We start from the raw sequence: 20,502 nt of genomic DNA, 5'->3' as shown, positions 1-20,502 counted from the left end.
AAGCGGCCATAGCCCGGATCACGCGGGAGCATGTCGCGGCAGCTATCTCAAAGCCGGAATTCGCGTCCCAGGTACACCTCGCGCACCTTCTCGTCGGCCAGGATGTGCGCCGGGGTGCCGCGCGACAGCACTTCGCCCTCGTTGAGGATGTAGGCGCGGTCGCAGATGCCGAGGGTCTCGCGCACGTTGTGGTCGGTGATCAGCACGCCGATGCCGCGTTCCTTGAGATGGCGCACGATGCGCTGGATCTCGCCCACGGAAATCGGGTCGACGCCGGCGAACGGTTCGTCCAGCAGCATGTAGCGCGGATTGGCGGCCAGTGCGCGGGCGATCTCCACCCGGCGCCGCTCGCCGCCGGACAGACTGATGCCCTTCTGCCCGGCGATGTGGGCGATCTTCAATTCATCCAGCAGGTTTTCCAGCTCGGCCTCGCGCTGCTGCGAAGTCAGTCCGTCCCGCAGTTCCAGCACGGCCATGATGTTGTCGGCCACGCTGAGCCGGCGGAATACCGATGCTTCCTGCGGCAGGTAGCCGATGCCGAGCTTGGCCCGCGCATGCATCGGCAGGCCGGTGATGTCGAGCTTGTCCAGCTTGATGCTGCCGGCATCGGCCTCGATCAGGCCGACCACCATGTAGAAGCAGGTGGTCTTGCCCGCGCCATTGGGGCCGAGCAGGCCGACCACTTCCCCTTCGCGGATCGAGAAACCGAATTCGCGCACGACCTGGCGCGACTTGAAACTCTTTTGCAGACCTTCGGCGGAAAGCATCGGTTACGGCTGTCCCTGCGGGGCCGACTGGGCCGGGGCCGGGGCCGCGGTGGCGGCCGGGCTGCTGTCCGCAGGCCTGGCCTTGGGCTTGAAGGTCATGTGGACCAGGCCGTCGCCACTGCTTTCCCCGGTCATCTGGCTGGTCTGGGTGTTGTAGGTGAGCTTGTCGCCGTGTGCGTCGCCCCGACCTTTCTCCGTGATGGATGCGTTGCCGGTGAGGACGGCAATACCCTTGAGATTGTCGTAGTCGAGCGTGGCGGCATCACCGAGCACCAGGTTGCCGTTTTCGTCCAGCTGTTCGAGATGAGCCGGGCTGCCGGTGATCACCACGCGGCTGATCTGGCTGTCGGCGTCGAAATAGACCTTGGCCTGGGCGCCGGTGGCTTTCAGGGTGCCCTGGGTGATCACCACGCTGCCGGACAGCGTGCTGACGCTGTTGGGTTTCTGGAAGCCGTCGAAGTGTTTCGCCCCGACGTGCATTTCCTGCTGGCGATCGCTTTTCTTGGCCAGTGCGGGCTGGGCAGCAAGCAGGCCCAGGACGGCAATGCCGAGCGCGAAGCTAATGCTTGCGCGGCGGGAAGATGGCATGAACGTCATCGAGCAGCTCCAGATGTTTGTCGTTGAGGTCGGCACGCATGCCGATGCCGCTGATTCTAGTGCCGCCTTGCACCATCTGCGCCGGTGCGGCGGTTTCCAGACGGTTCTGTTTCGGCCAGGCGGTGATGTCGGCAGTCTTGATCTGCGCCGCCGGTGCATCGCCGAAGGCAGCCCGGTGCATGTCGACCGGACCCTGCAACTTCAGCTCGGTGCCGCTCTTGTTGACCCAGCCATACAGCGACTGGCCCACCCAGTCCGGCACACCCTCCTGCTTGGCCGGCAACTGGAAGGTAGGCGAGTTCAGGTACAGCGAGTCGTCGCCCTCGCGGCGCTCCAGGTGCGGCGATTGCAGATGGAAACTGGGTAGCCCCTCGGCGTTGAACTCGGTCATGCGCGCGTCGGTCAGGGTGTAGCCGGAGCGCGGCGGACCGACGAAGTCGTTGGTTCGCGGTGCCGGACCGAACCACCACAGCAGCAACTGGGCCACGCCCGCGGCGAGCGCGATGGCGATGGTCGCGGCCGGCAGGCGCCGGTCGCGCAGCCACAGGCGCAGGTTCACTGCCAGCGCTCCCGTTCGGAGTCGCTCTTGCCCTGGGCGTGCAGGATCAGGTCGCATGCCTCGCGCGCCGCGCCCATGCCACCGCTACGGGTGGTTTGCCAGTGCGCCGCCTCGGCGACCCACGGATGGGCGTTGGCCACCGCCACGGCGAGGCCGGCGATGCGCATCGGCGGCAGGTCGGGCAGGTCGTCGCCGACGAAGGCGGCCTGTTCGGGTGAAAGGTGCAGTGCGTCGAGCAATTGCTGCAGGCAGCCGCGCTTGTCGCCCTGGCCCTGGTAGACATGGCTGATGCCCAGTTCCTCCGCGCGCAGTGCCACCGGGTGGCTGATCCGCGCGCTGATGATCGCCACCTGCACGCCGTTGGCCTGCAGGCGCTTCAGGCCCAGCCCGTCGTGCACGTGGAACACCTTGGTTTCATGGCCGTCCTCGCCGTACCACAGGCGTCCGTCGGTCAGTGTGCCGTCCACGTCGAACACGGCCAGGCGGATTTTCGCGGCGCGGGCGAGGAGGTCGGCGGTGAGGTTGGCGAGGTGGCTTTCGGGCACGGATTCAGGCATGGGGGCTGCGGAGGAAGGTCAAAAGCGAGGCTTGTTCGATTTCGCGGATTCGTCGAGACGAATCCGCATCAAACCACACGCGCCCGGAGCAGATCATGAATGTTCAGCGCGCCGACCACGCGTTGCTCGTCGTCGACCACCAGCAGCGCGTGGATCTGGTACTTCTCCATCAGCTGGGCCGCCTCGGCGGCCAGCTTGTCGGCGCCGATGGTCTTCGGTCCGCGGGTCATCAGTTCGGCCACGGTGGCGCCGCGCAAGTCCACGCCCTCATCGTCCAGTGCGCGGCGCAGATCGCCGTCGGTGAATACGCCCAGCAGGCGCTGTTCGGCGTCGACCACGGCAGTCATGCCCAGGTGCTTGCGGGTCATCTCGACCAGGGCGGCGGTGATGCCGGCGTCGGGCGACACTCTGGGCACGTCGTCGCCGGTGTGCATCACGTCGCTGATATGCAGCAGCAGGCGTCGGCCCAGCGCGCCGGCGGGGTGCGAGCGGGCGAAGTCGTCGGAGGTGAAGCCGCGCGCTTCCAGCAGGGCGATCGCCAGCGCGTCGCCCCAGACCAGGGCCACCGTGGTGCTGGTGGTGGGCGCCAGCCCCAGCGGGCAGGCCTCGCTGGAAATGCTGCCGTCCAGGTGCACGTCGGCCTGGGTGGCCAGCGACGACGTCGGGCGTCCGGTGATCGCGATCAGCGGAATGCCCTGGCGCTTGATCACCGGCAGGATCAGCAGCAGCTCGTCGGTCTCACCGGAATACGACAGCGCCAGCACCACGTCCTGCGGCAGGATCATGCCGAGGTCGCCGTGGCTGGCCTCGCCCGGATGCACGAAGAAGGCGGGCGTGCCGGTGGACGCCAGCGTGGCGGCGATCTTGCGCCCGATATGGCCGGACTTGCCCATCCCGCTGACCACCACGCGGCCCGTGCAGCCGAGGATCAGCCGGCAGGCCTCGACGAACTCCGACCCGACCCGCGACTCCAGCGCCAGCACCGCGGCAGCCTCGGTGGCGATCACCGTGCGCGCGCTGCGCGTGATCAGGTCCTGGTCCAGCGAGACCGGGGTGGGTGGGGCGATGCGTGCGTTCATGAGGGCTCGATGAAGGGCGGGCGGAGGACCCGGAGGGCCACCGATGGCGGGCCGATTCGACCTGCCGCGGCGCCGTTGTCGTTTCTGCGCCAGCGTATTTCCATTACCATGGCATATTGCCATTTTAACGTCATAAGCCAGCCCAATGGATTCCGATCGACCTGGAATCCACCTCGCGGCTGGCCCGACCTACCGCATGGAACACTTTCCGATGGACTCCAGCCGCATTCAGGCGATGATCGAACAAGGCCTGCCCGGTGCCCAGGTGGAAGTCAGCGGCGCCGATGGCGTGCATTTCGAGGCCACCGTGGTGGCCAGCCAGTTTGCCGGCAAGTTGCCGCTGGCCCGACACCGGCTGGTCTATGCCACGTTGGGCGAGCTGATGGGTGGCGCCATTCACGCGCTGGCACTGAAGACCCTGACCCCCGAGGAAGTCGCGGCGCGCCAAGGGTGATCTTCGCTCGAATTGAAAAGTCCGGCATGGATGCCGGTTCTTCTTTGCGCTCATGGAGGAGCGCACAAATTTAGGAACAACGATGGCCAAGATCCTGATCAGCGGCGGCACGCCGCTCAACGGCGAGGTCGCCATTTCCGGCGCCAAGAATGCCGTGTTGCCGATTCTCGCTGCCTGCCTGCTGGCCGACGAGCCGGTCAGCATCGGCAATGTGCCGCACCTGCACGACGTCACCACCTTCATCGAGCTGCTTGGCCAGATGGGCGTGCGGCTGGTGCTGGATGATCGCATGAAGATGCACATCGACCCGAGCACCACCAACACCTGCGTGGCGCCATACGATCTGGTGCGCACGATGCGTGCCTCGATCCTGGTGCTTGGCCCGCTGGTGGCGCGTTTCGGGCAGGCCGAAGTTTCGCTGCCCGGCGGCTGCGCGATCGGCTCGCGCCCGGTCGATCAGCACATCCGCGGCCTGCAGGCGCTGGGCGCCGAGATCACGGTCGAGAGTGGCTACATCAAGGCCAAGGCGTCGCGACTGAAGGGTGCGCGCATCGTGATGGACATGGTCACCGTCACCGGCACCGAGAACATCATGATGGCTGCCGCGCTGGCGCAGGGCACCACGGTGATCGAGAACGCCGCGCAGGAACCGGAGGTGGTCGACCTGGCCCATTGCCTGATCGCGATGGGTGCGCAGATCGAGGGCGTCGGCACGTCGACCCTGGTGATCCACGGTGTCGAGCGACTGCACGGTGCCCAGCACGACGTGCTGCCCGATCGCATCGAGACCGGCACCTACCTGGTGGGTGCGGCGATGACCGGTGGCAAGGTGCGTGCCCGGCATGCCCGCGCCAATACGCTGGAAGCGGTACTGGCCAAGCTGGAAGAGGCCGGTGCGCACATTTCCACCGGCGACGACTGGATCGAGCTGGACATGGGTGGGCGCCGGCCGAAGGCGGTCAACATCAGCACCGCGCCGTACCCGGCGTTTCCGACCGACATGCAGGCGCAGTTCACCGCGATGAATTGCGTGGCCGAAGGCACCGGCGTGGTGACCGAGACGGTGTTCGAAAATCGCTTCATGCATGCGCAGGAACTGCAGCGGCTGGGTGCGAACATCCAGCTCGAAGGCAATACCGCGGTGATCCAGGGCGTGCCCGAGATGAGTGGTGCACCGATCATGGCCACCGACCTGCGTGCGTCCGCCTGCCTGGTGCTGGCCGGCCTGGTCGCCAAGGGCGATACGGTTGTCGACCGCGTGTATCACATCGATCGCGGCTACGAGAACATCGAGGAGAAGCTCGGCGTACTCGGCGCGAAGATCCGTCGCTTGCCGAACTGATTGCCGGGCTTTGCTCCCTCCCCTGCGCAGCAGGGGAGGGTTGGGGTGGGGTGCTCTTGATCTTACGCGAGGGCCTGGGCTACCCCCTCCCTGCCTCCCCCTGCGAGCAGGGGGAGGAATCCCGGTGTTTTGGCGGCTACGCGTTTTTCGGGGTGGGGTTCAATCGGCCCGGTAGCTCACCAGCTCCAGCACCAGGTCGCCGCCGTCGTGCTGCGACAGTTTCACCGGTAGCGGGTAGCGGTCGGGCGCGTACCACGCACTGAAACCGCGGTCGGCGTCGGTGCGATCGATGCGTTCGGCGTCGAAGCTGCCGGCGGGAACCTTGATCGCCTCCTTGCCGGTCACCTTGAAGTTCTGTGTCTGCACTTGCTGGCGCACCGCCACCGGCAGGGCGATTTGCTGCCTGCCGTCGCGCAGGGCCAGCCCGAGCGCCAGCGCCAGGGTGTTGCGTTCGACCATGCCGGGGCTGGCCGGGTAGCTTTGCGCGCCCTTGCCTTCGTCGACGCTGACTTCGTTCTTCGCCCAGTCGACCACCAGATGGCGCTGCTTCTGCTTCACCGCTGCCTGCATCCGGTAGTCGTAGCTGATCGCTTCGGGTACGTCGCCCTTCCAGCGGAAGCGGGAGGATTCGCTGACGCTGGCGCCCAGCAGGGCGGCCAGTCCGTCGGTGCCCTTGACGTCCTTGCGGTAGATCCATTGACCATCGCCAGCGGCGCGCAACTGGATGGTGGCCACGCCCATCGGCTGGCCGCCTTGCAACACGTTGTAGGTGGCGGTGAACGGCGGCGGCGTGGCGGCGAGCGCCGCTGCGCTGCCAAGCAGCAGGCCGAGGCCGAACAGGGGGACGAGCAGGGCGCGGATAGTCATGCGGACAGTCTGCGCAGACGGGGCTGAACCGGCTTTAAGGCTGCAGTCCGTGCTGACCCAGTTGCAACGGTGCGGCCAGCGGCTGTCCGGCGAAACGCGGACCGTGGCCATCCCATTGCAGTCGCCCGTTGGCCAGCTCGGCCAGCACCGCGGGCAGCAGCCGGTGTTCCAGCGGCAGCAGGCGATGCGCCAGCGACTGTTCGTCGTCGTCAGCGGCGATCGGCAAACGCGCCTGCGCAATCACCGGCCCGCCATCGAGTTCGGCAGTGACGAAATGCACGCTGGCGCCGTGTTCGGCATCGCCCGCTTCGAGCGCGCGGCGATGGGTATGCAGGCCACGGTATTTCGGCAGCAGGGAAGGGTGGATATTGATGATGCGGCCAATCCATGGCCGCAGTGCCTCGCCATCGAGGATGCGCATGAAGCCGGCCAGTACCAGCCACTCGGCGCCGCTGGCGGCAAGGCGGGCGAACAGGTCGAGATCGAAGCCGCGGCGGTCCGGGTAGTTGCGCGGATCCAGCGCCAGGGTGGGAATGTTCGCCGCCTCGGCCAGCCGCAGCGCGCCGGCGGCGGCCTTGTCGCTGCCGACCAGCACGAACTCGACCGGCAGTTCGCCACGGTCACGCGCATCGAGCAGGGCGGTCAGGTTGCTGCCGCGCCCGGAGGCGAGCACGGCCACTTTTGCACGGATCCCGGACACCGAACGGCTCAGCCGATATGCACGCGTTCGTCGCCCTGCGCGGGCACGATTTCGCCGATCACCGAACTGGCCAGGCCATGCTGCGCGAGCAGGGCGGAGGCCGCAGCCACCGCATCGTGCGGCAGGATCACGGTGAAGCCGACGCCGCAGTTGAACGTGCGCCACATTTCCTGGCGCGCCACGTTGCCTTCGCGCATCAGCCAGTCGAACACCGGCGGCAGCACGATCGCCGACGCCTCCAGCGCGATGCCGAGACCGTCCGGCACCACGCGGATGATGTTTTCCTTGAGGCCGCCGCCGGTGATGTGGGCCATGCCGTGCACAGGCCCGCTCTTCAACAGCTCAAGCATGGCCTTCACGTAGATCGTGGTCGGCGCCATCAGGGCGTCGATCAGCTTCACCCCGCCGATGTCGAGGTCCAATGGCGAGCCGGCGCGGTCGAGGATCTTGCGTACCAGCGAATAGCCGTTCGAATGTGGGCCGCTGGAAGCCACGCCGAGAATCACGTCGCCGGCAACGATCGACTCGCCGGTCAGCATCTGCGACTTTTCCACCGCGCCGACGGTGAAGCCGGCCAGATCGTATTCGCCCGGCGGATACATGTCCGGCATTTCGGCGGTCTCGCCGCCGATCAATGCGCAGCCGGCCAGCTCGCAGCCGGTGGCGATGCCGCCGACCACCGCCGCGGCGGTATCCACGTCCAGCTTGCCGGTGGCGAAATAGTCGAGGAAGAACAGCGGCTCGGCGCCCTGCACCAGCACGTCGTTGACGCACATGCCGACCAGGTCGATGCCGATCGTGTCGTGGCGGTTCAGCGTCTGCGCCAGCTTCAGCTTGGTGCCCACGCCGTCGGTGCCGGAGACCAGCACCGGTTCCCTGTAGCGGCCGCTCAGGTCGAACAGGCCGCCGAAGCCGCCCAGTCCGCCCATCACTTCAGGGCGGAGGGTGCGCTTGACCATCGGCTTGATGCGTTCGACCAGCGCATTGCCGGCATCGATATCGACGCCGGCGGCGCGGTAGGTGAGGGCGTCAGACATGGCGAGGACCGTGGTCAGGATTTGCAGGGTGGATGAAACGCGCAAGTTTAGCAGCTTGCGGCCCGGTTGCCGGTCGGCTATTGGCTCCGCTGACAGCTGCGATGGACGCTGGGGACACTATTGGGCAGACTTCCCGGGAGTTTTCCCGAAGAAGATGCCTGCCCCATGCGCCTGTCCCGTCTGCTGCTCGCCACCTTGCTGCTGGTTTTCGCCGCCCTCCCGTCGCTGCACGCGCAAGTGGCCGGCTCGCCGTATTCGGTGGTCGTGCCGGTGGCCGATACCAGCGATACCCAGCGTGACCAGGCGTTCTCCACCGCGCTGGGCCAGGTGCTGACCCGTATCGCCGGCGGGCAGGATCTGCGCAGTAATGCCGGTTACGCCGATGCCCTGGGCAAGGCGGCGTCGCTGGTGCAGAAGTTCCAGTACCAGCGCGCCGCGACCGGGATGATCCTGAATGTGGACTTCGAACCCGGTTCGGTACGCCGGCTGGTGTCGAAACTGGGCGTGCAAAGCGCCGGCATCAAGCCGCCGGTGCTGCTGCTGGTGCAGGGCAGCGACGGCCAGCTGCTCGATCAGACCGCGCTCGCCAGCCTGGCGGCGTCTGCCGCCGCGCGCGGCACCAATGTGGTGTATCCCGATGCTGCCCATATGCCCGACCCGGCCAAGGTCGCGGCCACCGATCCGGCCGCGCTGGCGATGATCAACCAGCAATACCGCACCGGACTGGTCCTGCTCGGAAAGCTGCACGCCGACGGTGCCGACTGGACGCTGGTTTCCGGTGGCCAGGCGCAGCGCTGGAGCGCGCAGGGGACGAATGCCGGCAGCCTGCTTGGCGATGCCGGCAGCGGACTGGTCGATCGCCTGGGCAAACAGCTCAACGTGATCGGCGCCGGTCCCAGCGAAGGCAAGCTCTGGGTCAGCGGACTGGACAGCGCGATGGCTTACGCGAACCTCATTTCCACCCTGCAGAACGATTCCGCGGTGAAGCAGGTGCTGACCCTGGGCGCGCAGAACGATGCCGTGCTGCTGGACGTCAAGGCCATGATCCCGATCAGCGCGCTGGCCGCGAACCTCGCCGCCGGCGGTCACCTGCTGCTGCAGGGTGAAGCGCATCCGGGGGCGGACGCGAACCTTCGCTGGCTGCGTTGAGCCGGAGGCGAATCGCCGGCCAGACCCCGCCCATCGGCGTGCGGATTCTTGAAACGGACCACCATTTTTTCCTGCAGGGGCGTGCCGGGTGAATCACGACAAGGACATTTCGCGGCGCTGGCAGTTGTTGGCGATCGTGGTGGTGCTGGGCTACCTGGTGTGGCTGCTGGCGCCGGTGCTGATGCCGTTCGCGGTGGCGGCGATGCTCGCCTATCTGGGTGATCCGCTGGCTGACCGACTGGAACGATTGGGACTGAACCGGATGTGGGCGGCCACCATCGTCTTCGTGGTGCTGCTGGTCGTGGTGGTCGGCGTGCTGCTGCTGCTGATCCCGCTGATCGCGCGCCAGGTCGAGAACCTCATCGAGAACCTGCCGCGCTACGGCGACTGGGCGCAGAACGTGGCGTGGCCGTGGCTGCAGGCGCGCCTGCACCTGGATCCGCATACCTTCGACAGCGACCGCCTGCTGGCGGCGGTCAAGGCGCACATCGGCTCGATCGGCGGGGTTGCCGGCGCGGTGCTGGGCAAGGTGTCGCGCTCGGGTCTGGGCATCGCGATGTGGCTGACCAACCTGGTGCTGATTCCGGTGGTGGCGTTCTATCTGTTGCGCGACTGGGATCGGCTGGTGGCCAGGATCGACGGTATGCTGCCGCGCTCGATCCAGCCGACCATTGCGCATCTGGCGCACGAGTCGGACAAGATCCTCGGTGCGTTCGTACGCGGCCAGCTGCTGGTGATGCTGGCGCTGGGCGTCTTCTACGGCGCCGGGCTGGGGCTGGTGGGCCTGTCGGTGGGGCTGCTGATCGGCCTGGTTGCCGGCCTGCTCAGTTTCGTGCCGTACCTGGGTTTCATCATCGGCTTCGTGGCGGCGATCATCGCCGCGCTGGTGCAATACGGCGACTGGACCCACGTGTTGCTGGTCTGCGGCGTGTTCGTGATCGGCCAGTTGCTGGAAGGCTATGTGCTGGTGCCCAAGCTGGTTGGTGACAAGATCGGCCTGCATCCGGTGGCGGTGATCTTCGCCGTGCTGGCCGGCGGCTACCTGTTCGGCTTCCTCGGCGTGCTGCTGGCCCTGCCGGCGGCGTCGGTGATCATGGTGTTGCTGCGCTACGTGCTGGAACGCTATCGGATGAGCGAGCTGTACAACGAGGAAGGGCCGGACGATCCGGTGATCGCCGAAGTGGATGTCACCGTGCACCGCGATGGCGAAGTCGAGACAGATGCCGTCAGTACGCCACCCTCGAGTGATGCTTCCACGCCATGATTCCGCAGTTGCCGCTTGCGCTGCGCTGGCCGCGTCGGCAGCGTTTCGAACATTTCCACGCCGATGCCAATGCCGCGGCATTGGCCGCGGTGAAGATACTCGCGTTGGAGCCTGCCGCGCCGTGGGTTTACCTGCAGGGCCCGCATGGCAGCGGTCGCAGCCACCTGCTGATGGCGGCCTGCCAGGCGGCGAGTGTGGCGGGGCGGCGCGTGCAATACCTGCCGCTGGCCACGCTGGCCGATCACGCGGCCGCCTTGCGCGGCGTCGCCGGCAGCGAACTGCTGGCGCTGGACGACCTCGGCGCCATCGCCGGCAAGCGCGAGGCCGAACACGCACTGTTCGACCTGTACAACCGGGCCCGCGCCGAAGGCAGCGCACTGCTGTTCGCCGCCGATACGATTCCGACCCAGCTCGGCATCGAACTGCCCGACCTGCGCTCGCGACTCGGTGCCTGCACCCAGTTCGCCCTCAAGCCACTGGACGATGACGAACGCCGCGCCGTACTGAAAGCACAGGCCGCCTCGCGCGGCATCGAACTGGACGACAGCGTGCTGGACTGGCTGTTCACCCGCTATGCGCGCGATCTCGGCGCGCTTCTCGATCTGCTCGACAAGCTGGACGTGGCGTCGCTGGCGGCGCAGCGGCGGATCACTATCCCGTTCTTGCGCGGTTTCCTGCGCGAACTGGGATGAAACCTCTTAGTTTCCGGGGCTTGCGGCTGGCTGCCGAAATCGGAGACGACTAATGGATGATGGTTCTGACCCTCTGGTTTCCAAGGACGCATATGTATCGGCTGTTTTATTGCGCAGGATGGATTTCCCTGTCGATAGTTCTCGGCTTGAGCGGATGCGTTCGTCCGGTTGACCCCGATTTGATCGAGGTCGTCGCTGCGCCACAGATATCGGGTTGCGGGGAATACGCATCGAACGTGGCGGTGGACCTGCATATCCGCAATCTTGGTGCACATCCACTTCGCTTCGATGTTTCAGGAAACGTCAGGGATCCTCCGGTGCTGATCTGGAGCGCCTACAGCGTGCTCGATGTCAGTGGCGAAAGCCATGTCGTGGACAAGCGCCTGTCTCCCGGCTTGCCGGTCCCCGTGGTGGATATCGCCGACCATGCCAGCATTGCCGGACACGATGATGGAATGACTATTGCGTTGCTGGATGATGTCAGGCCCGAGGATTACGCCAAGACCCTGCGCATCGAGTTGCGCGACAAGTACGATCGTCGTTACCTCTCCCAACCATTTGCCCTCTGCGGTTCGAAAGCATCGGAGTCAGGCGTTGACGCTACGCTTCCGTTGAGCCATCGGGCAGCGCGGTTACTTCCATTGCCGGTCCTGGCTCACCTGCTATTGGGTAGCGAAGGAGCTGACGTGGTGGACGCGTTGCGTCCCCGGTATATGGGATCGTTCGGACAACTGACATTTTACGAACGCGCCAGGGCCGACATCCGCGAGCCAGGGATATGCCGGGCGCGGTGGGTTCATATCACGCTGGATGAGAAAGGGAATGTCCAATCCCGTACACAGACGTGGCGTTTCGGGGTGCCTGCCGCTCTATATGAGGCTCCCGAGTCCGGAGCGAGTCTGCCAAGCGACGCGCGTTGTGCAGCTCAAGCGACGACACGAGACTTCTTTCCCGCGCCGGATGCCCAAACGGCAGTCCAGGTAGCGCGCTATATGGACGTGCTAAGCCGGCATGGTCCGTTCGCCAATCAGGTCATTGATGTCCACTGGCGCGAAAAAGACATGGCAGGGGTAATACCCGGCAGCTCCCTGCAGGAAATCCGGCAGGTGCAGACGATCGCTTGCCTGCCTGATTATCCCGAAGAGAATGCGTGCGTCCACATACAAGATGAAGAGGGTGCGCGCGATTATCGCGTTTATGGCGTGAATCGCTGGAATCACGTCCGGATCGACCGGATTGAGGGAAGCGCAACTACCTTTCTCTATTGAGCCTGGGCATGAAAGCCCCGGGCCGCGTTAGTCATGAGTTTTGGCGCAACCGTGCATCACGATGCCGCGACTGGATGACTGGTTGAAGCCCCTTTCGAGGCTTCGAGATCAGGTGTCGGGTTCAAACATCTTGCAAACGCAAATTCAGGCTCAAGCCTTGAGCAACCCCGGCGTCGCCTGCTGCCCGATCGCATCGACCATCGCCTTGGCCACATTGAGATTGCCGGCGACGATGTTGCCGCTTTCCGGGATGCCGTCACGTCCGGCGAAGTCGCAGTAGCGGCCACCCGCCTCGTGCACCAGCAGCACGCCGGCAGCCATGTCCCACGGCTTCAGGCCGATCTCGAAGTAGCCATCGTAGCGGCCGGCGGCGACGTAGGCCAGGTCGAGTGCGGCGGAGCCGGAGCGGCGGATGTCCTCGGCCTGGCCGAGGATGGCGCGGGTCATGTCCAGCTGCGGCACCAGGTGCTCGCGCTGGCGGAACGGGAAACCGGTGGCGATCATCGCGCCGCCCAGGTTCTCGCGCTTGCTGACGCGCATGCGGCGGTCGTTGAGGTAGGCGCCGTCGCCCTTGCTGGCGGTGTACAGCTCGTCGCGCAGCGGGTCGAACACCACCGCGTGGATCGGCACGCCCTTTTCCAGCAGCGCGATGGAGACGCTGAAGTGCGGGATGCCGCGCAGGTAGTTGTGGGTACCGTCCAGCGGGTCGATCACCCAGGTCAGCGGGCCCTTGCCGATCGCACCACTTTCCTCGGCGAGGATCGCGTGGTCGGGATACGCACGGCGCAGTTCCTTGATGATCTCCGCCTCGGCCAGCTTGTCGACTTCGGAGACGAAATCCAGCTGCTGCTTCTCGACGATGTTGAGGCCGTCGATGCGGTTCATGTAGCGCAGGATGACGTTGCCTGCGGAACGGGCGGCGCGCGCCGCGATCGTGACGTGTGGTCGGGCCATGGGTTTCGACTTTGGAAGAGAGCGGGTTTGCGGCCGGGAATTCTAGCAGAGGCGAGCCCCGGCCGCCCCTTGTCCACTATCCTTGTCGACCCCAGTCGCCACCCGCCAAGCGCATGACCGATTTCCACGACCTTGCCGCCCGCATCCGCTACGTGCTGGTGCGTACCTCGCACCCGGGCAATATCGGCAGCGCGGCGCGGGCGATCCGCACCATGGGTTTTCAGCGACTGGAGCTGGTCACGCCGTATCGGTTCCCCGATCCGGAGGCCAGTGCGCTGGCTGCCGGCGCGGACGACGTGCTGGCCGGTGCCGGCATCCATCGCGAGCTGGTCGATGGCCTGGCCGGCAGCAGCCTGGCCTTGGGCCTGTCGGCACGACGGCGCGGGGTGAACCTGCCGGAACTGTCCCCGCGCGAGGCCGCGCAGCAGGCGCTGGCCGCGGCGGCGTGTGGCGAGCAGGTCGCGCTGGTGTTCGGCAACGAGCGCACGGGTCTGGAGAACGAGGAGCTGGCGCGTTGCCACGCGATGGTGCGGATTCCCAGCGTGGACGACTTCAGCTCGCTCAACCTGTCGCAGGCAGTGCAGGTGATGGCGTACGAGGTGCGCCTGGCGATGCTGGGTGACGACCTGCCCGCCGCACCGCCGGAACACGATGAACCGCCGGCTGACGCGGCGCAGATGGAGCAGTTCTACCGCCACCTGGGGCAGACGCTGGACGACATCGAGTTCCACAAGGGCCGCGAGCCGACCACGATCATGCTGCGCCTGCGCAAGCTGTTCCAGCGCGCCCAGCCGGACGAGCGCGAGCTGCGCGTGCTGCATGGCATTCTTGCCGACGCGCAGCGGATGGCCGGGCTGGCGAGAAAGGGCGAGAAGTGAGTGAAGAGGAGTGAGAAGTAGAGAACGGCGGTGTAGCCCTTAGCTTCTCTCTCACTTCTCACTCCTCTTCACTCACTCCTGTTTCGTGCATTTCACGCGTGGCCAGCACGTAGCCTGCTCACCGAGGCAGTGCCCGCCCTGCGCGTTTGGAGCTTCACTCAGCGTGCGCTCCTACTGCTCGTCGTCGGACGGTTCCAGCGACGGCGCCGGGGTGATCAGCAGTTTGTCGATGCGGGCGCCGTCGAGGTCGACCACCTCGAAGCGGATGCCGTGCCAGGCGAACACTTCGCCGGTCTGCGGGATATGGCCCAGCGCGGTCATCACCATGCCGGCGACGGTGCGGAAATCGTGTTCGTCCTCGCCTGGCAGCGTGCCGATCTGCAGCAGTTCGCGCAGGTCGTCGGTGGGCAGGCTGCCGTCGATCAGCCAGCTGCCGTCGGCACGCTGCATGATCGGGCTGTCCTCGTTGCCGCCGCCATGGCCGATCTGGCTGGCGCCGACCACCGCCGCCAGCAGGTCGTTGACGGTGACCACGCCCTCGATGTCGCCGTACTCGTCGACCACCAGCGCCAGCGGCGTCTCGGCGTCGCGGAATTCCTCCAGCAGGTCCAGCGCGCGGGCCGCCGCGGGCACGAACAGCGGCTTGCACAAGTGCTCGAACAGTTCCGGCTTGCCCTCGGCGAAGCTGTGCAGCATCAGCTTGACCTCGACCACGCCGACCACGTCGCTTTCGTCGCCGCGATAGACCGGGTAACGCGAATAGGGCGTGTCGCGCAGTACCTCGATGTTCTCCTCGCGGGTGCCGGCGATGTCGAGCCAGGCGATGCGCATGCGCGGGGTCATCACGCTGTCGACCGTGCGGTCGCCCAGGCGCAACACCCGATTGACCATGTTGTGCTCGTCCGGATCGAGCACGCCCTGTTCCGCGCTTTCGGCCACCAGCAGGCGAATCTCCTCTTCGGTGACCACCCCGCGGCCTTGCTGGTTGACCCGCAACATGCGCAGCAGCAGGTTGCTGCTCACGTTGAGCAACCACACGAAGGGTGCGGTGATCCGCGACAGCACCAGCATCGGAATCGCCACATACGATGCAGCCTTTTCCGGGAAGGTCAGCGCCAGCCGCTTGGGCACCAGCTCGCCAAACACGATCTGGATGTAGGAGATCAGCGTGAAACCGAGCACGATGCCGATGAGGTGCGCGTACGGCAGCAGCCAGCCGAGGCTTCCAGCTTGCAGCAAGGCGGCGATATGGCCACCCAGCGCATCACCGGCAACGGCACCGGTGATCAGCATGACCAGGGTGATGCCGACCTGCACGGTCGACAGGAAATGCTCGGGGGCTTCGGCATGCTGCAGCGCCAGGGCCGCCTTGCGGCTGGTCCGGGCCATCTGCTTCAGGCGGCTCTTGCGCGAGGCGACCAGGGCCATTTCCGACAGCGCGAAGAAGCCGTTGCACAGGGCCAGCACGAGGACGAGCGCGATTTGGGTCAGCATCGCGGTAAAGATGGGGGAGGGCGCATGGGCACAGTGTAAGTGGTGTTGGCCTTGCGTATCACCCCACCAGGCCAGGCATATTGATGCAGGGCAGCACGGCAGTCCTGTAACATCCCTGTCATTCTGTTCTCTCAGGCATGGCCAGCATGTTTTCACTGCAGACGATTTTCGGCAAAGGCGACAAGTTCTACGGCTTGCTTGAACAAAGTGCCGAGACCGCCCACGAAAGCGCCAAGGCGCTGCACGAACTGCTGACCAAGCCGGGCGCCGAGCAGATGATGGCCGCCTTCACGGTGACCCGTGCACGCGAGAAGGAACTGGCGGCGCAGATCAGCGAAGGCCTGGTCAACACCTTCGTCACCGCGCTGGATCGCGAGGATATCGAGGCGCTCAATTCGGCCTTGTACAAGATCCCCAAGACCATCGAGAAGTTTGCCGAGCGCTACGAGATCGTGGCCGTGCGGCTGGCCGGCGTGGACTTCGCCCAGCGCGCGCTGGTGCTGGAGCAGTCCAGCGCGGTGGTGGTGCAGATGGTGCACGAGCTGCGCCGCGGGCTGCGCATCGATCCGGTGAAGAAGCTGCAGGACCGCCTGCAGGCGCTGGAATCCGAAGGCGACCGCATGCTGCTGGCGCCCTACCGCACGCTGTATGTCGAGGGCAACGACGCGATGCGCGCGATGCTGGCGAAGGACCTGTTCGAGCTGATCGAGAAGGCCATCGACAAGTGTCGCGACGTCGGCAACATCGTCTACTCCATCGTGTTGAAGAATTCCTGAGGACGCCGCCGTGACGCGCATCGAATGCCGCCCGGGCACGACCGGGCCACGTTGGCGGCACTCGCCGGTCATGGACGGGAGCGGCGCATGACTCTCGGCCTGGTCGTGGCAGAGGTGCTGATCGCACTTGCCTTCACCTACATCAACGGTTTTCACGACACCGCCAACTCGATCGCCACGGTGGTTGCGACCAAGGTGCTGTCGCCGGGGCAGGCGGTGCTGCTGGCGGCGGTGACCAACCTGATCGGCGCCATGCTGGGCACCGCGGTGGCGGTCACCATCGCCTCGGGGCTGATCAACGCCGGGGTGATCGAAGTGGGGCCGCAACTGGTCATCTGCGCGCTGCTGGCGGCGATCGTGTGGAACCTGATCACCTGGTGGCTGGGCCTGCCGTCCAGTTCCAGCCATGCGCTGGTCGGCGCGCTGGTGGGCGCGGCGGTGGCAGCTTCGGGCGACAACTTCGCCTCGGTGATCTGGGTGCAGGGTAGCTGGCTCAGCGGTCACGGCGTGATCCCCAAGGTGATCGTGCCGATGGTGCTGTCGCCGCTGGGCGGCTTCGTGATCGGGTTCGCGCTGATGGGCGGGCTGTATGCACTGTTGTCCTGGCTGGCCAGCCGGCATGGCTGGCTGCACCGGTTCGGTCGCACCCCGTTCGTCAATTTCTTCTTCGGCAAGGCGCAGATCTTTTCGGCCACCGCGATGGGCGTGGCGCACGGCTCCAACGACGCGCAGAAGAGCATGGGCATCATTGCGCTGGCGCTGGCCGGCGGCACCGCCGCGCACCAGTTCGATCAATTGCCGCACTGGCTGGGGTTTCTCAGCATCCCGGAGAACACCGCCGGTGGCTTCGTGATCCCGATATGGGTGAAGGTGGTGTGCGCGCTGACCATGGCGGCCGGCACCGCCGGTGGCGGCTGGCGCATCATCAAGACGCTCGGCCACAAGATGGTCAAGCTGCATCCGATCAACGGTTTCGCGGCCGAAACCAGCTCGGCGGCGGTGATCCTGGTGGCGTCGGCGTTCGGCATTCCGGTGTCGACCACCCACAACGTGTCGGCTTCGATCATGGGCGTGGGCGCCGCCAAGCGGTTCAACGCGATCCGCTGGTCGGTGGTCGAGCGGATGGTGTGGGCGTGGATCCTGACCCTGCCGGTTACCGCGCTGCTGGCCTACGGCCTGGTGCTGCTGTTCCGCAACGCCGCCTGAGCGACGCGTGGTCTACAGCGAATCGTTGCCGGTGGCGATCAGCTGCTCCAGTTCATCGCCGAGCGTTCCCAGTTCACCCACCACGCGCTGCAATTCGGCCTGGTCGAGGAATTCGTAGGGGCGATTTTCGCACAGGTGCAGGTAGGGCGAGCCGTCCAGGTCGGCGACCGCCAGAAAACCCGTGCGCTGCTGCCAGTTGAAACGCAGGCAGCGGTTCGGATCGGTGCCGGCCAGCGGTCCGACCGGCGTGGAAATGCGCAGATAGCGTCGTCCCGCCTCGTCCTCCAGCTCGGCCAGGTAGATGCCCTGATAGCGATCCTGTGCCAGCTGCAGATCGAAGCTGATCAGGTAGGGATCGTTATGGCGCAGCTCGTGCAGGCTGCCGAGGTGAGAACGCACGGCTTCGAAGTGGCGCATGTTGCGGCTTCCGCTGGCGAAGGTCGGAAGCTACTCTGACACGGATTCCCCCGTGCGTCGCGTGAAGCCATGAACGATGCCGCCACCCGCATCTACGCCGCCATTGCTGCCATTCCGCGTGGACGCGTGGCCAGTTACGGCGCAATCGCCGCGCGCGCCGGACTGCCCGGTCGCGCGCGTCTGGTCGGTCGACTGCTGGGCGAGGTGCCCGATGGCATGGAGCTGCCGTGGTTCCGCGTGCTGCGTTCCAGTGGACACATCGCGATGCCGGCGGGCAGCCGGGGATTCCGCGAGCAGTCGCGCCGCTTGCGCGCCGAGGGCGTGGAGGTGAAAAACGGTCGCGTGCCGTTGTCGCGCTTCGGGCTGGACGCCGATCTCGACCATGCGCTGTGGGGCATGCCGGACAGCTGAGCATCGAGCGCTCTGACGCGGGATTACGGTCGTCTCCGTCGGGCGCGCCGGGCGGGTTTGGTAGCATGCGTTGATGAATTCCAGCGCACTCGACATTCTTCAAAGCGTTTTCGGCTATCCCAGTTTCCGCGGCGAGCAGGCGGCCGTCGTTGAACATCTGAACGAAGGTGGCGACGCGCTGGTGCTGATGCCCACCGGTGGCGGCAAATCGTTGTGCTTCCAGATTCCCGCGTTGCTGCGCCAGGGCACCGGCATCGTGGTGTCACCACTGATCGCGCTGATGCAGGATCAGGTCGACGCCTTGCGCGAGGCCGGCGTGGCCGCCGCGTTCCTCAATTCCAGCCTGGCCGCCGACGAGCAGCGCGAGGTCGAGCGACAGTTGCTGGCGGGCGAACTGAACCTGCTTTACGTGGCGCCGGAGCGACTGCTCACCAGCCGCTTCCTGACCCAGCTGGAAAGCACCGAGGTGGCGCTGTTCGCGATCGACGAGGCGCACTGCGTGTCGCAGTGGGGGCATGACTTCCGCCCGGAATACCGTGAGCTGGCGATCCTGCACCAGCGCTTTCCCGCGGTGCCGCGCATCGCGCTCACCGCCACCGCCGATCAGCGCACCCGCGAGGAGATCGTCGAGCGGCTGTCGCTGCAGGGCGCCCGGCAATTCGTCTCCAGTTTTGATCGGCCCAACATCGGCTACCGCGTCGGCCAGCGCCACAACGCGAAGCGCCAGCTGGGTGAATTCCTGCTCGGCCACGAAGGCGAGTCGGGCATCGTCTATTGCCTCAGCCGGCGCAAGGTGGACGACACCGCCGCCTGGCTGGCCGAGTCGGGCATCGAGGCCTTGCCTTATCACGCTGGGCTGGATGCGGCGACGCGCGCGAAAAACCAGCAGCGCTTCCTGCGCGAGGATGGCGTGGTGATGGTCGCCACCGTCGCCTTCGGCATGGGCATCGACAAGCCCGACGTGCGCTTCGTGGCGCACCTGGACCTGCCGCGCAGCATCGAGGGCTACTACCAGGAAACCGGTCGCGCCGGTCGCGATGGCTTGCCGGCCGAGGCGTGGATGATCTACGGCCTGTCCGACGTGGTCACCATGAGCCAGATGATCGCGCAGTCCGAATCGGCCGACGAGCGCAAGCGGGTCGAGCGGCAGAAGCTGGAGTCGCTGCTGGCCTATGCCGAGGCGATCGACTGCCGCCGCCAGATGTTGCTGGGCGCGTTCGGCGAAACCTATCCCGGTCCCTGCGGGCATTGCGACAACTGCATCGCGCCGCCGAAAACCTGGGACGCCACGGTGCCGGCGCAGAAGGCGCTGTCGGCGGTGTACCGCACCGGCCAGCGCTTCGGTTCCGGCCATGTCATCGCGGTGCTGCGCGGCGAGGAGACCGAGCGCGTGTTGAGCCTGGACCACCACCGCCTGAGCACCTTCGGCATCGGCGCCGAACTGGACGACAAGCAATGGCGCTCGGTGTTCCGCCAGTTGCTGGCCGCCGGCCTGCTCGAAGCGGACGCCGAAGGCTTCGGCACGCTGCGCCTCACAGCGGCCAGCCGTGCCGTGCTCAGCGGCGGCAAGGCGGTCAAGCTGCGCGAAGATGCACGTCCCGAACGCGCCACCCGGCGCCGACGCGACAGCAAGCTGATCACCGGCGATCCGCGGCATGGCGGCAGCCTCGGCATCGAGGCCTACGAGCAGCCGATGTGGGACGAACTGCGTGCACTGCGCACCCAGCTGGCGAAACAGCAGGGCGTGCCGCCGTACGTGGTCTTTCACGACGCCACCTTGCTGGCCATGCTGCGCGCCATGCCGGCCAACGAAGACGAGCTGGCCGGCGTCAGCGGCGTTGGTGAGGCCAAGCTCAAGCGCTATGGCCGCGATTTCCTTGCCGTGATCAACGCGGCGCAATAGCGGCCCAGGCCGCGCCGCTTCATCGGCGTTCCCGAGTGCCTTTGCGCCGCGCTCCATTCGATGTGGCTGGCGCGTCGTCTTTCCGTGCGAACCACCCTCGTCGAGCCACGGCAGGCAAGGCTCGGGAAACG

General features: G+C 66.3%; 22 protein-coding genes. 11 read left to right on the top strand and 11 right to left on the bottom strand.

The annotated features are described in order from the left end of the window. Nucleotides 1–47: 47 nt before the first annotated feature. From lptB to ACQGNJ_RS04170, 5 genes are all read right to left on the bottom strand, one after another. Nucleotides 48–767: an LPS export ABC transporter ATP-binding protein gene (gene lptB / locus ACQGNJ_RS04190; RefSeq protein ID WP_426687982.1), complete on the bottom strand. Its 720-nt coding sequence runs from the start codon at nt 765–767 to the stop codon at nt 48–50. A gap of 3 nt (nt 768–770) precedes the next feature. Further along, nucleotides 771–1,364 carry a lipopolysaccharide transport periplasmic protein LptA gene (gene lptA / locus ACQGNJ_RS04185; RefSeq protein ID WP_426687981.1) on the bottom strand — a complete coding sequence of 198 codons (594 nt, stop codon included), beginning with the start codon at nt 1,362–1,364 and terminating at the stop codon, nt 771–773. After that, nucleotides 1,327–1,923: an LPS export ABC transporter periplasmic protein LptC gene (lptC, locus tag ACQGNJ_RS04180; protein WP_426687980.1), complete on the bottom strand. Its 597-nt coding sequence runs from the start codon at nt 1,921–1,923 to the stop codon at nt 1,327–1,329. The genes lptA and lptC overlap by 38 nt, the downstream gene beginning before the upstream one ends. After that, nucleotides 1,920–2,480, bottom strand: coding sequence for a KdsC family phosphatase (locus ACQGNJ_RS04175; RefSeq protein WP_426687979.1), 561 nt, complete (start codon nt 2,478–2,480; stop codon nt 1,920–1,922). Before ACQGNJ_RS04175 ends, lptC begins: the two co-directional genes overlap by 4 nt. Nucleotides 2,481–2,548: 68 nt before the next feature. After that, the gene (locus tag ACQGNJ_RS04170; protein ID WP_426687978.1) at nt 2,549–3,559 is read right to left on the bottom strand and encodes a KpsF/GutQ family sugar-phosphate isomerase; all 1,011 of its coding nucleotides are present in this window, start codon (nt 3,557–3,559) and stop codon (nt 2,549–2,551) included. Between the two features lie 211 nt (nt 3,560–3,770). Between ACQGNJ_RS04170 and ACQGNJ_RS04165 the strand changes: the two genes are divergently transcribed. Both ACQGNJ_RS04165 and murA read left to right on the top strand, forming a co-directional pair. Then, nucleotides 3,771–4,013: a BolA family protein gene (locus ACQGNJ_RS04165; protein WP_426687977.1), complete on the top strand. Its 243-nt coding sequence runs from the start codon at nt 3,771–3,773 to the stop codon at nt 4,011–4,013. An 82-nt stretch (nt 4,014–4,095) separates the two neighbouring features. After that, nucleotides 4,096–5,355, top strand: a complete 1,260-nt coding sequence (gene murA, locus ACQGNJ_RS04160) for a UDP-N-acetylglucosamine 1-carboxyvinyltransferase (protein ID WP_426687976.1) — start codon at nt 4,096–4,098, stop codon at nt 5,353–5,355. A 159-nt stretch (nt 5,356–5,514) separates the two neighbouring features. On the opposite strand, the gene ACQGNJ_RS04155 is transcribed toward murA, so the two are convergent. The 3 genes from ACQGNJ_RS04155 to purM are packed head-to-tail and all read right to left on the bottom strand — an operon-like array spanning nt 5,515 to nt 7,959. Next, nucleotides 5,515–6,222: a DUF3108 domain-containing protein gene (locus ACQGNJ_RS04155; protein WP_426687975.1), complete on the bottom strand. Its 708-nt coding sequence runs from the start codon at nt 6,220–6,222 to the stop codon at nt 5,515–5,517. 34 nt (nt 6,223–6,256) lie between these two features. Continuing rightward, nucleotides 6,257–6,922 (bottom strand): phosphoribosylglycinamide formyltransferase, encoded by a 666-nt coding sequence (gene purN / locus ACQGNJ_RS04150; RefSeq protein WP_426687974.1) that lies wholly within the window; start codon nt 6,920–6,922, stop codon nt 6,257–6,259. 8 nt (nt 6,923–6,930) lie between these two features. After that, nucleotides 6,931–7,959: a phosphoribosylformylglycinamidine cyclo-ligase gene (purM, locus tag ACQGNJ_RS04145; RefSeq protein WP_426687973.1), complete on the bottom strand. Its 1,029-nt coding sequence runs from the start codon at nt 7,957–7,959 to the stop codon at nt 6,931–6,933. A gap of 165 nt (nt 7,960–8,124) precedes the next feature. On the opposite strand from purM, the gene ACQGNJ_RS04140 reads away from it, so the two are divergent. From ACQGNJ_RS04140 to ACQGNJ_RS04125, 4 genes are all read left to right on the top strand, one after another. Beyond that, on the top strand, nt 8,125–9,108 hold the full coding sequence (locus tag ACQGNJ_RS04140) for a DUF2066 domain-containing protein (RefSeq protein WP_426687972.1): 984 nt from the start codon (nt 8,125–8,127) through the stop codon (nt 9,106–9,108). An 88-nt stretch (nt 9,109–9,196) separates the two neighbouring features. Next, nucleotides 9,197–10,372, top strand: coding sequence for an AI-2E family transporter (locus tag ACQGNJ_RS04135; RefSeq protein WP_426687971.1), 1,176 nt, complete (start codon nt 9,197–9,199; stop codon nt 10,370–10,372). Further along, nucleotides 10,369–11,064, top strand: a complete 696-nt coding sequence (gene hda, locus ACQGNJ_RS04130; RefSeq protein WP_426687970.1) for a DnaA regulatory inactivator Hda — start codon at nt 10,369–10,371, stop codon at nt 11,062–11,064. Before ACQGNJ_RS04135 ends, hda begins: the two co-directional genes overlap by 4 nt. Nucleotides 11,065–11,120: 56 nt before the next feature. Then, nucleotides 11,121–12,332: a hypothetical protein gene (locus ACQGNJ_RS04125; protein WP_426687969.1), complete on the top strand. Its 1,212-nt coding sequence runs from the start codon at nt 11,121–11,123 to the stop codon at nt 12,330–12,332. 150 nt (nt 12,333–12,482) lie between these two features. Here the strand turns inward: ACQGNJ_RS04125 and ACQGNJ_RS04120 are convergent, their stop codons facing one another. After that, nucleotides 12,483–13,286 (bottom strand): inositol monophosphatase family protein, encoded by an 804-nt coding sequence (locus ACQGNJ_RS04120; protein ID WP_426687968.1) that lies wholly within the window; start codon nt 13,284–13,286, stop codon nt 12,483–12,485. Between the two features lie 113 nt (nt 13,287–13,399). Between ACQGNJ_RS04120 and ACQGNJ_RS04115 the strand changes: the two genes are divergently transcribed. Then, entirely contained in the window at nt 13,400–14,164 is a 765-nt protein-coding gene (locus ACQGNJ_RS04115) for an RNA methyltransferase (RefSeq protein ID WP_426687967.1), read from the top strand. A gap of 171 nt (nt 14,165–14,335) precedes the next feature. On the opposite strand, the gene ACQGNJ_RS04110 is transcribed toward ACQGNJ_RS04115, so the two are convergent. Continuing rightward, nucleotides 14,336–15,658 carry a hemolysin family protein gene (locus ACQGNJ_RS04110; RefSeq protein ID WP_426687966.1) on the bottom strand — a complete coding sequence of 441 codons (1,323 nt, stop codon included), beginning with the start codon at nt 15,656–15,658 and terminating at the stop codon, nt 14,336–14,338. Between the two features lie 146 nt (nt 15,659–15,804). On the opposite strand from ACQGNJ_RS04110, the gene ACQGNJ_RS04105 reads away from it, so the two are divergent. After that, entirely contained in the window at nt 15,805–16,434 is a 630-nt protein-coding gene (locus ACQGNJ_RS04105; RefSeq protein ID WP_426687965.1) for a DUF47 domain-containing protein, read from the top strand. An 87-nt stretch (nt 16,435–16,521) separates the two neighbouring features. Continuing rightward, entirely contained in the window at nt 16,522–17,640 is a 1,119-nt protein-coding gene (locus ACQGNJ_RS04100) for an inorganic phosphate transporter (RefSeq protein WP_426687964.1), read from the top strand. 12 nt (nt 17,641–17,652) lie between these two features. Here ACQGNJ_RS04100 and ACQGNJ_RS04095 read toward each other — a convergent pair whose 3' ends face one another. Further along, a complete protein-coding gene (locus tag ACQGNJ_RS04095; RefSeq protein ID WP_426687963.1) occupies nt 17,653–18,057 on the bottom strand; it encodes a hypothetical protein in 405 nt (134 codons plus the stop codon). Between the two features lie 69 nt (nt 18,058–18,126). On the opposite strand from ACQGNJ_RS04095, the gene ACQGNJ_RS04090 reads away from it, so the two are divergent. Next, nucleotides 18,127–18,468, top strand: coding sequence for an MGMT family protein (locus ACQGNJ_RS04090; RefSeq protein WP_426687962.1), 342 nt, complete (start codon nt 18,127–18,129; stop codon nt 18,466–18,468). Between the two features lie 73 nt (nt 18,469–18,541). Then, entirely contained in the window at nt 18,542–20,371 is a 1,830-nt protein-coding gene (recQ, locus tag ACQGNJ_RS04085) for a DNA helicase RecQ (RefSeq protein ID WP_426687961.1), read from the top strand. Nucleotides 20,372–20,502: the final 131 nt, after the last annotated feature.

The organism is Rhodanobacter ginsengiterrae, from assembly GCF_050026815.1.
In the GTDB taxonomy this organism is placed as follows: Bacteria; Pseudomonadota; Gammaproteobacteria; order Xanthomonadales; family Rhodanobacteraceae; genus Rhodanobacter; species Rhodanobacter ginsengiterrae.
This window is presented reverse-complemented; position numbering and strand designations above follow the sequence as displayed.

Bases quoted from the DNA above. Each gene is read 5' to 3' on its own strand.
- lptB (WP_426687982.1), bottom strand. From the start codon at position 767: ATGCTTTCCGCCGAAGGTCTGCAAAAGAGTTTCAAGTCGCGCCAGGTC.
- lptA (WP_426687981.1), bottom strand. From the start codon at position 1,364: ATGACGTTCATGCCATCTTCCCGCCGCGCAAGCATTAGCTTCGCGCTC.
- ACQGNJ_RS04175 (WP_426687979.1), bottom strand. From the start codon at position 2,480: ATGCCTGAATCCGTGCCCGAAAGCCACCTCGCCAACCTCACCGCCGAC.
- ACQGNJ_RS04170 (WP_426687978.1), bottom strand. From the start codon at position 3,559: ATGAACGCACGCATCGCCCCACCCACCCCGGTCTCGCTGGACCAGGAC.
- ACQGNJ_RS04165 (WP_426687977.1), top strand. From the start codon at position 3,771: ATGGACTCCAGCCGCATTCAGGCGATGATCGAACAAGGCCTGCCCGGT.
- murA (WP_426687976.1), top strand. From the start codon at position 4,096: ATGGCCAAGATCCTGATCAGCGGCGGCACGCCGCTCAACGGCGAGGTC.
- ACQGNJ_RS04155 (WP_426687975.1), bottom strand. From the start codon at position 6,222: ATGACTATCCGCGCCCTGCTCGTCCCCCTGTTCGGCCTCGGCCTGCTG.
- purM (WP_426687973.1), bottom strand. From the start codon at position 7,959: ATGTCTGACGCCCTCACCTACCGCGCCGCCGGCGTCGATATCGATGCC.
- ACQGNJ_RS04140 (WP_426687972.1), top strand. From the start codon at position 8,125: ATGCGCCTGTCCCGTCTGCTGCTCGCCACCTTGCTGCTGGTTTTCGCC.
- hda (WP_426687970.1), top strand. From the start codon at position 10,369: ATGATTCCGCAGTTGCCGCTTGCGCTGCGCTGGCCGCGTCGGCAGCGT.
- ACQGNJ_RS04125 (WP_426687969.1), top strand. From the start codon at position 11,121: ATGATGGTTCTGACCCTCTGGTTTCCAAGGACGCATATGTATCGGCTG.
- ACQGNJ_RS04120 (WP_426687968.1), bottom strand. From the start codon at position 13,286: ATGGCCCGACCACACGTCACGATCGCGGCGCGCGCCGCCCGTTCCGCA.
- ACQGNJ_RS04115 (WP_426687967.1), top strand. From the start codon at position 13,400: ATGACCGATTTCCACGACCTTGCCGCCCGCATCCGCTACGTGCTGGTG.
- ACQGNJ_RS04110 (WP_426687966.1), bottom strand. From the start codon at position 15,658: ATGCTGACCCAAATCGCGCTCGTCCTCGTGCTGGCCCTGTGCAACGGC.
- ACQGNJ_RS04105 (WP_426687965.1), top strand. From the start codon at position 15,805: ATGTTTTCACTGCAGACGATTTTCGGCAAAGGCGACAAGTTCTACGGC.
- ACQGNJ_RS04100 (WP_426687964.1), top strand. From the start codon at position 16,522: ATGACTCTCGGCCTGGTCGTGGCAGAGGTGCTGATCGCACTTGCCTTC.
- ACQGNJ_RS04095 (WP_426687963.1), bottom strand. From the start codon at position 18,057: ATGCGCCACTTCGAAGCCGTGCGTTCTCACCTCGGCAGCCTGCACGAG.
- ACQGNJ_RS04090 (WP_426687962.1), top strand. From the start codon at position 18,127: ATGAACGATGCCGCCACCCGCATCTACGCCGCCATTGCTGCCATTCCG.
- recQ (WP_426687961.1), top strand. From the start codon at position 18,542: ATGAATTCCAGCGCACTCGACATTCTTCAAAGCGTTTTCGGCTATCCC.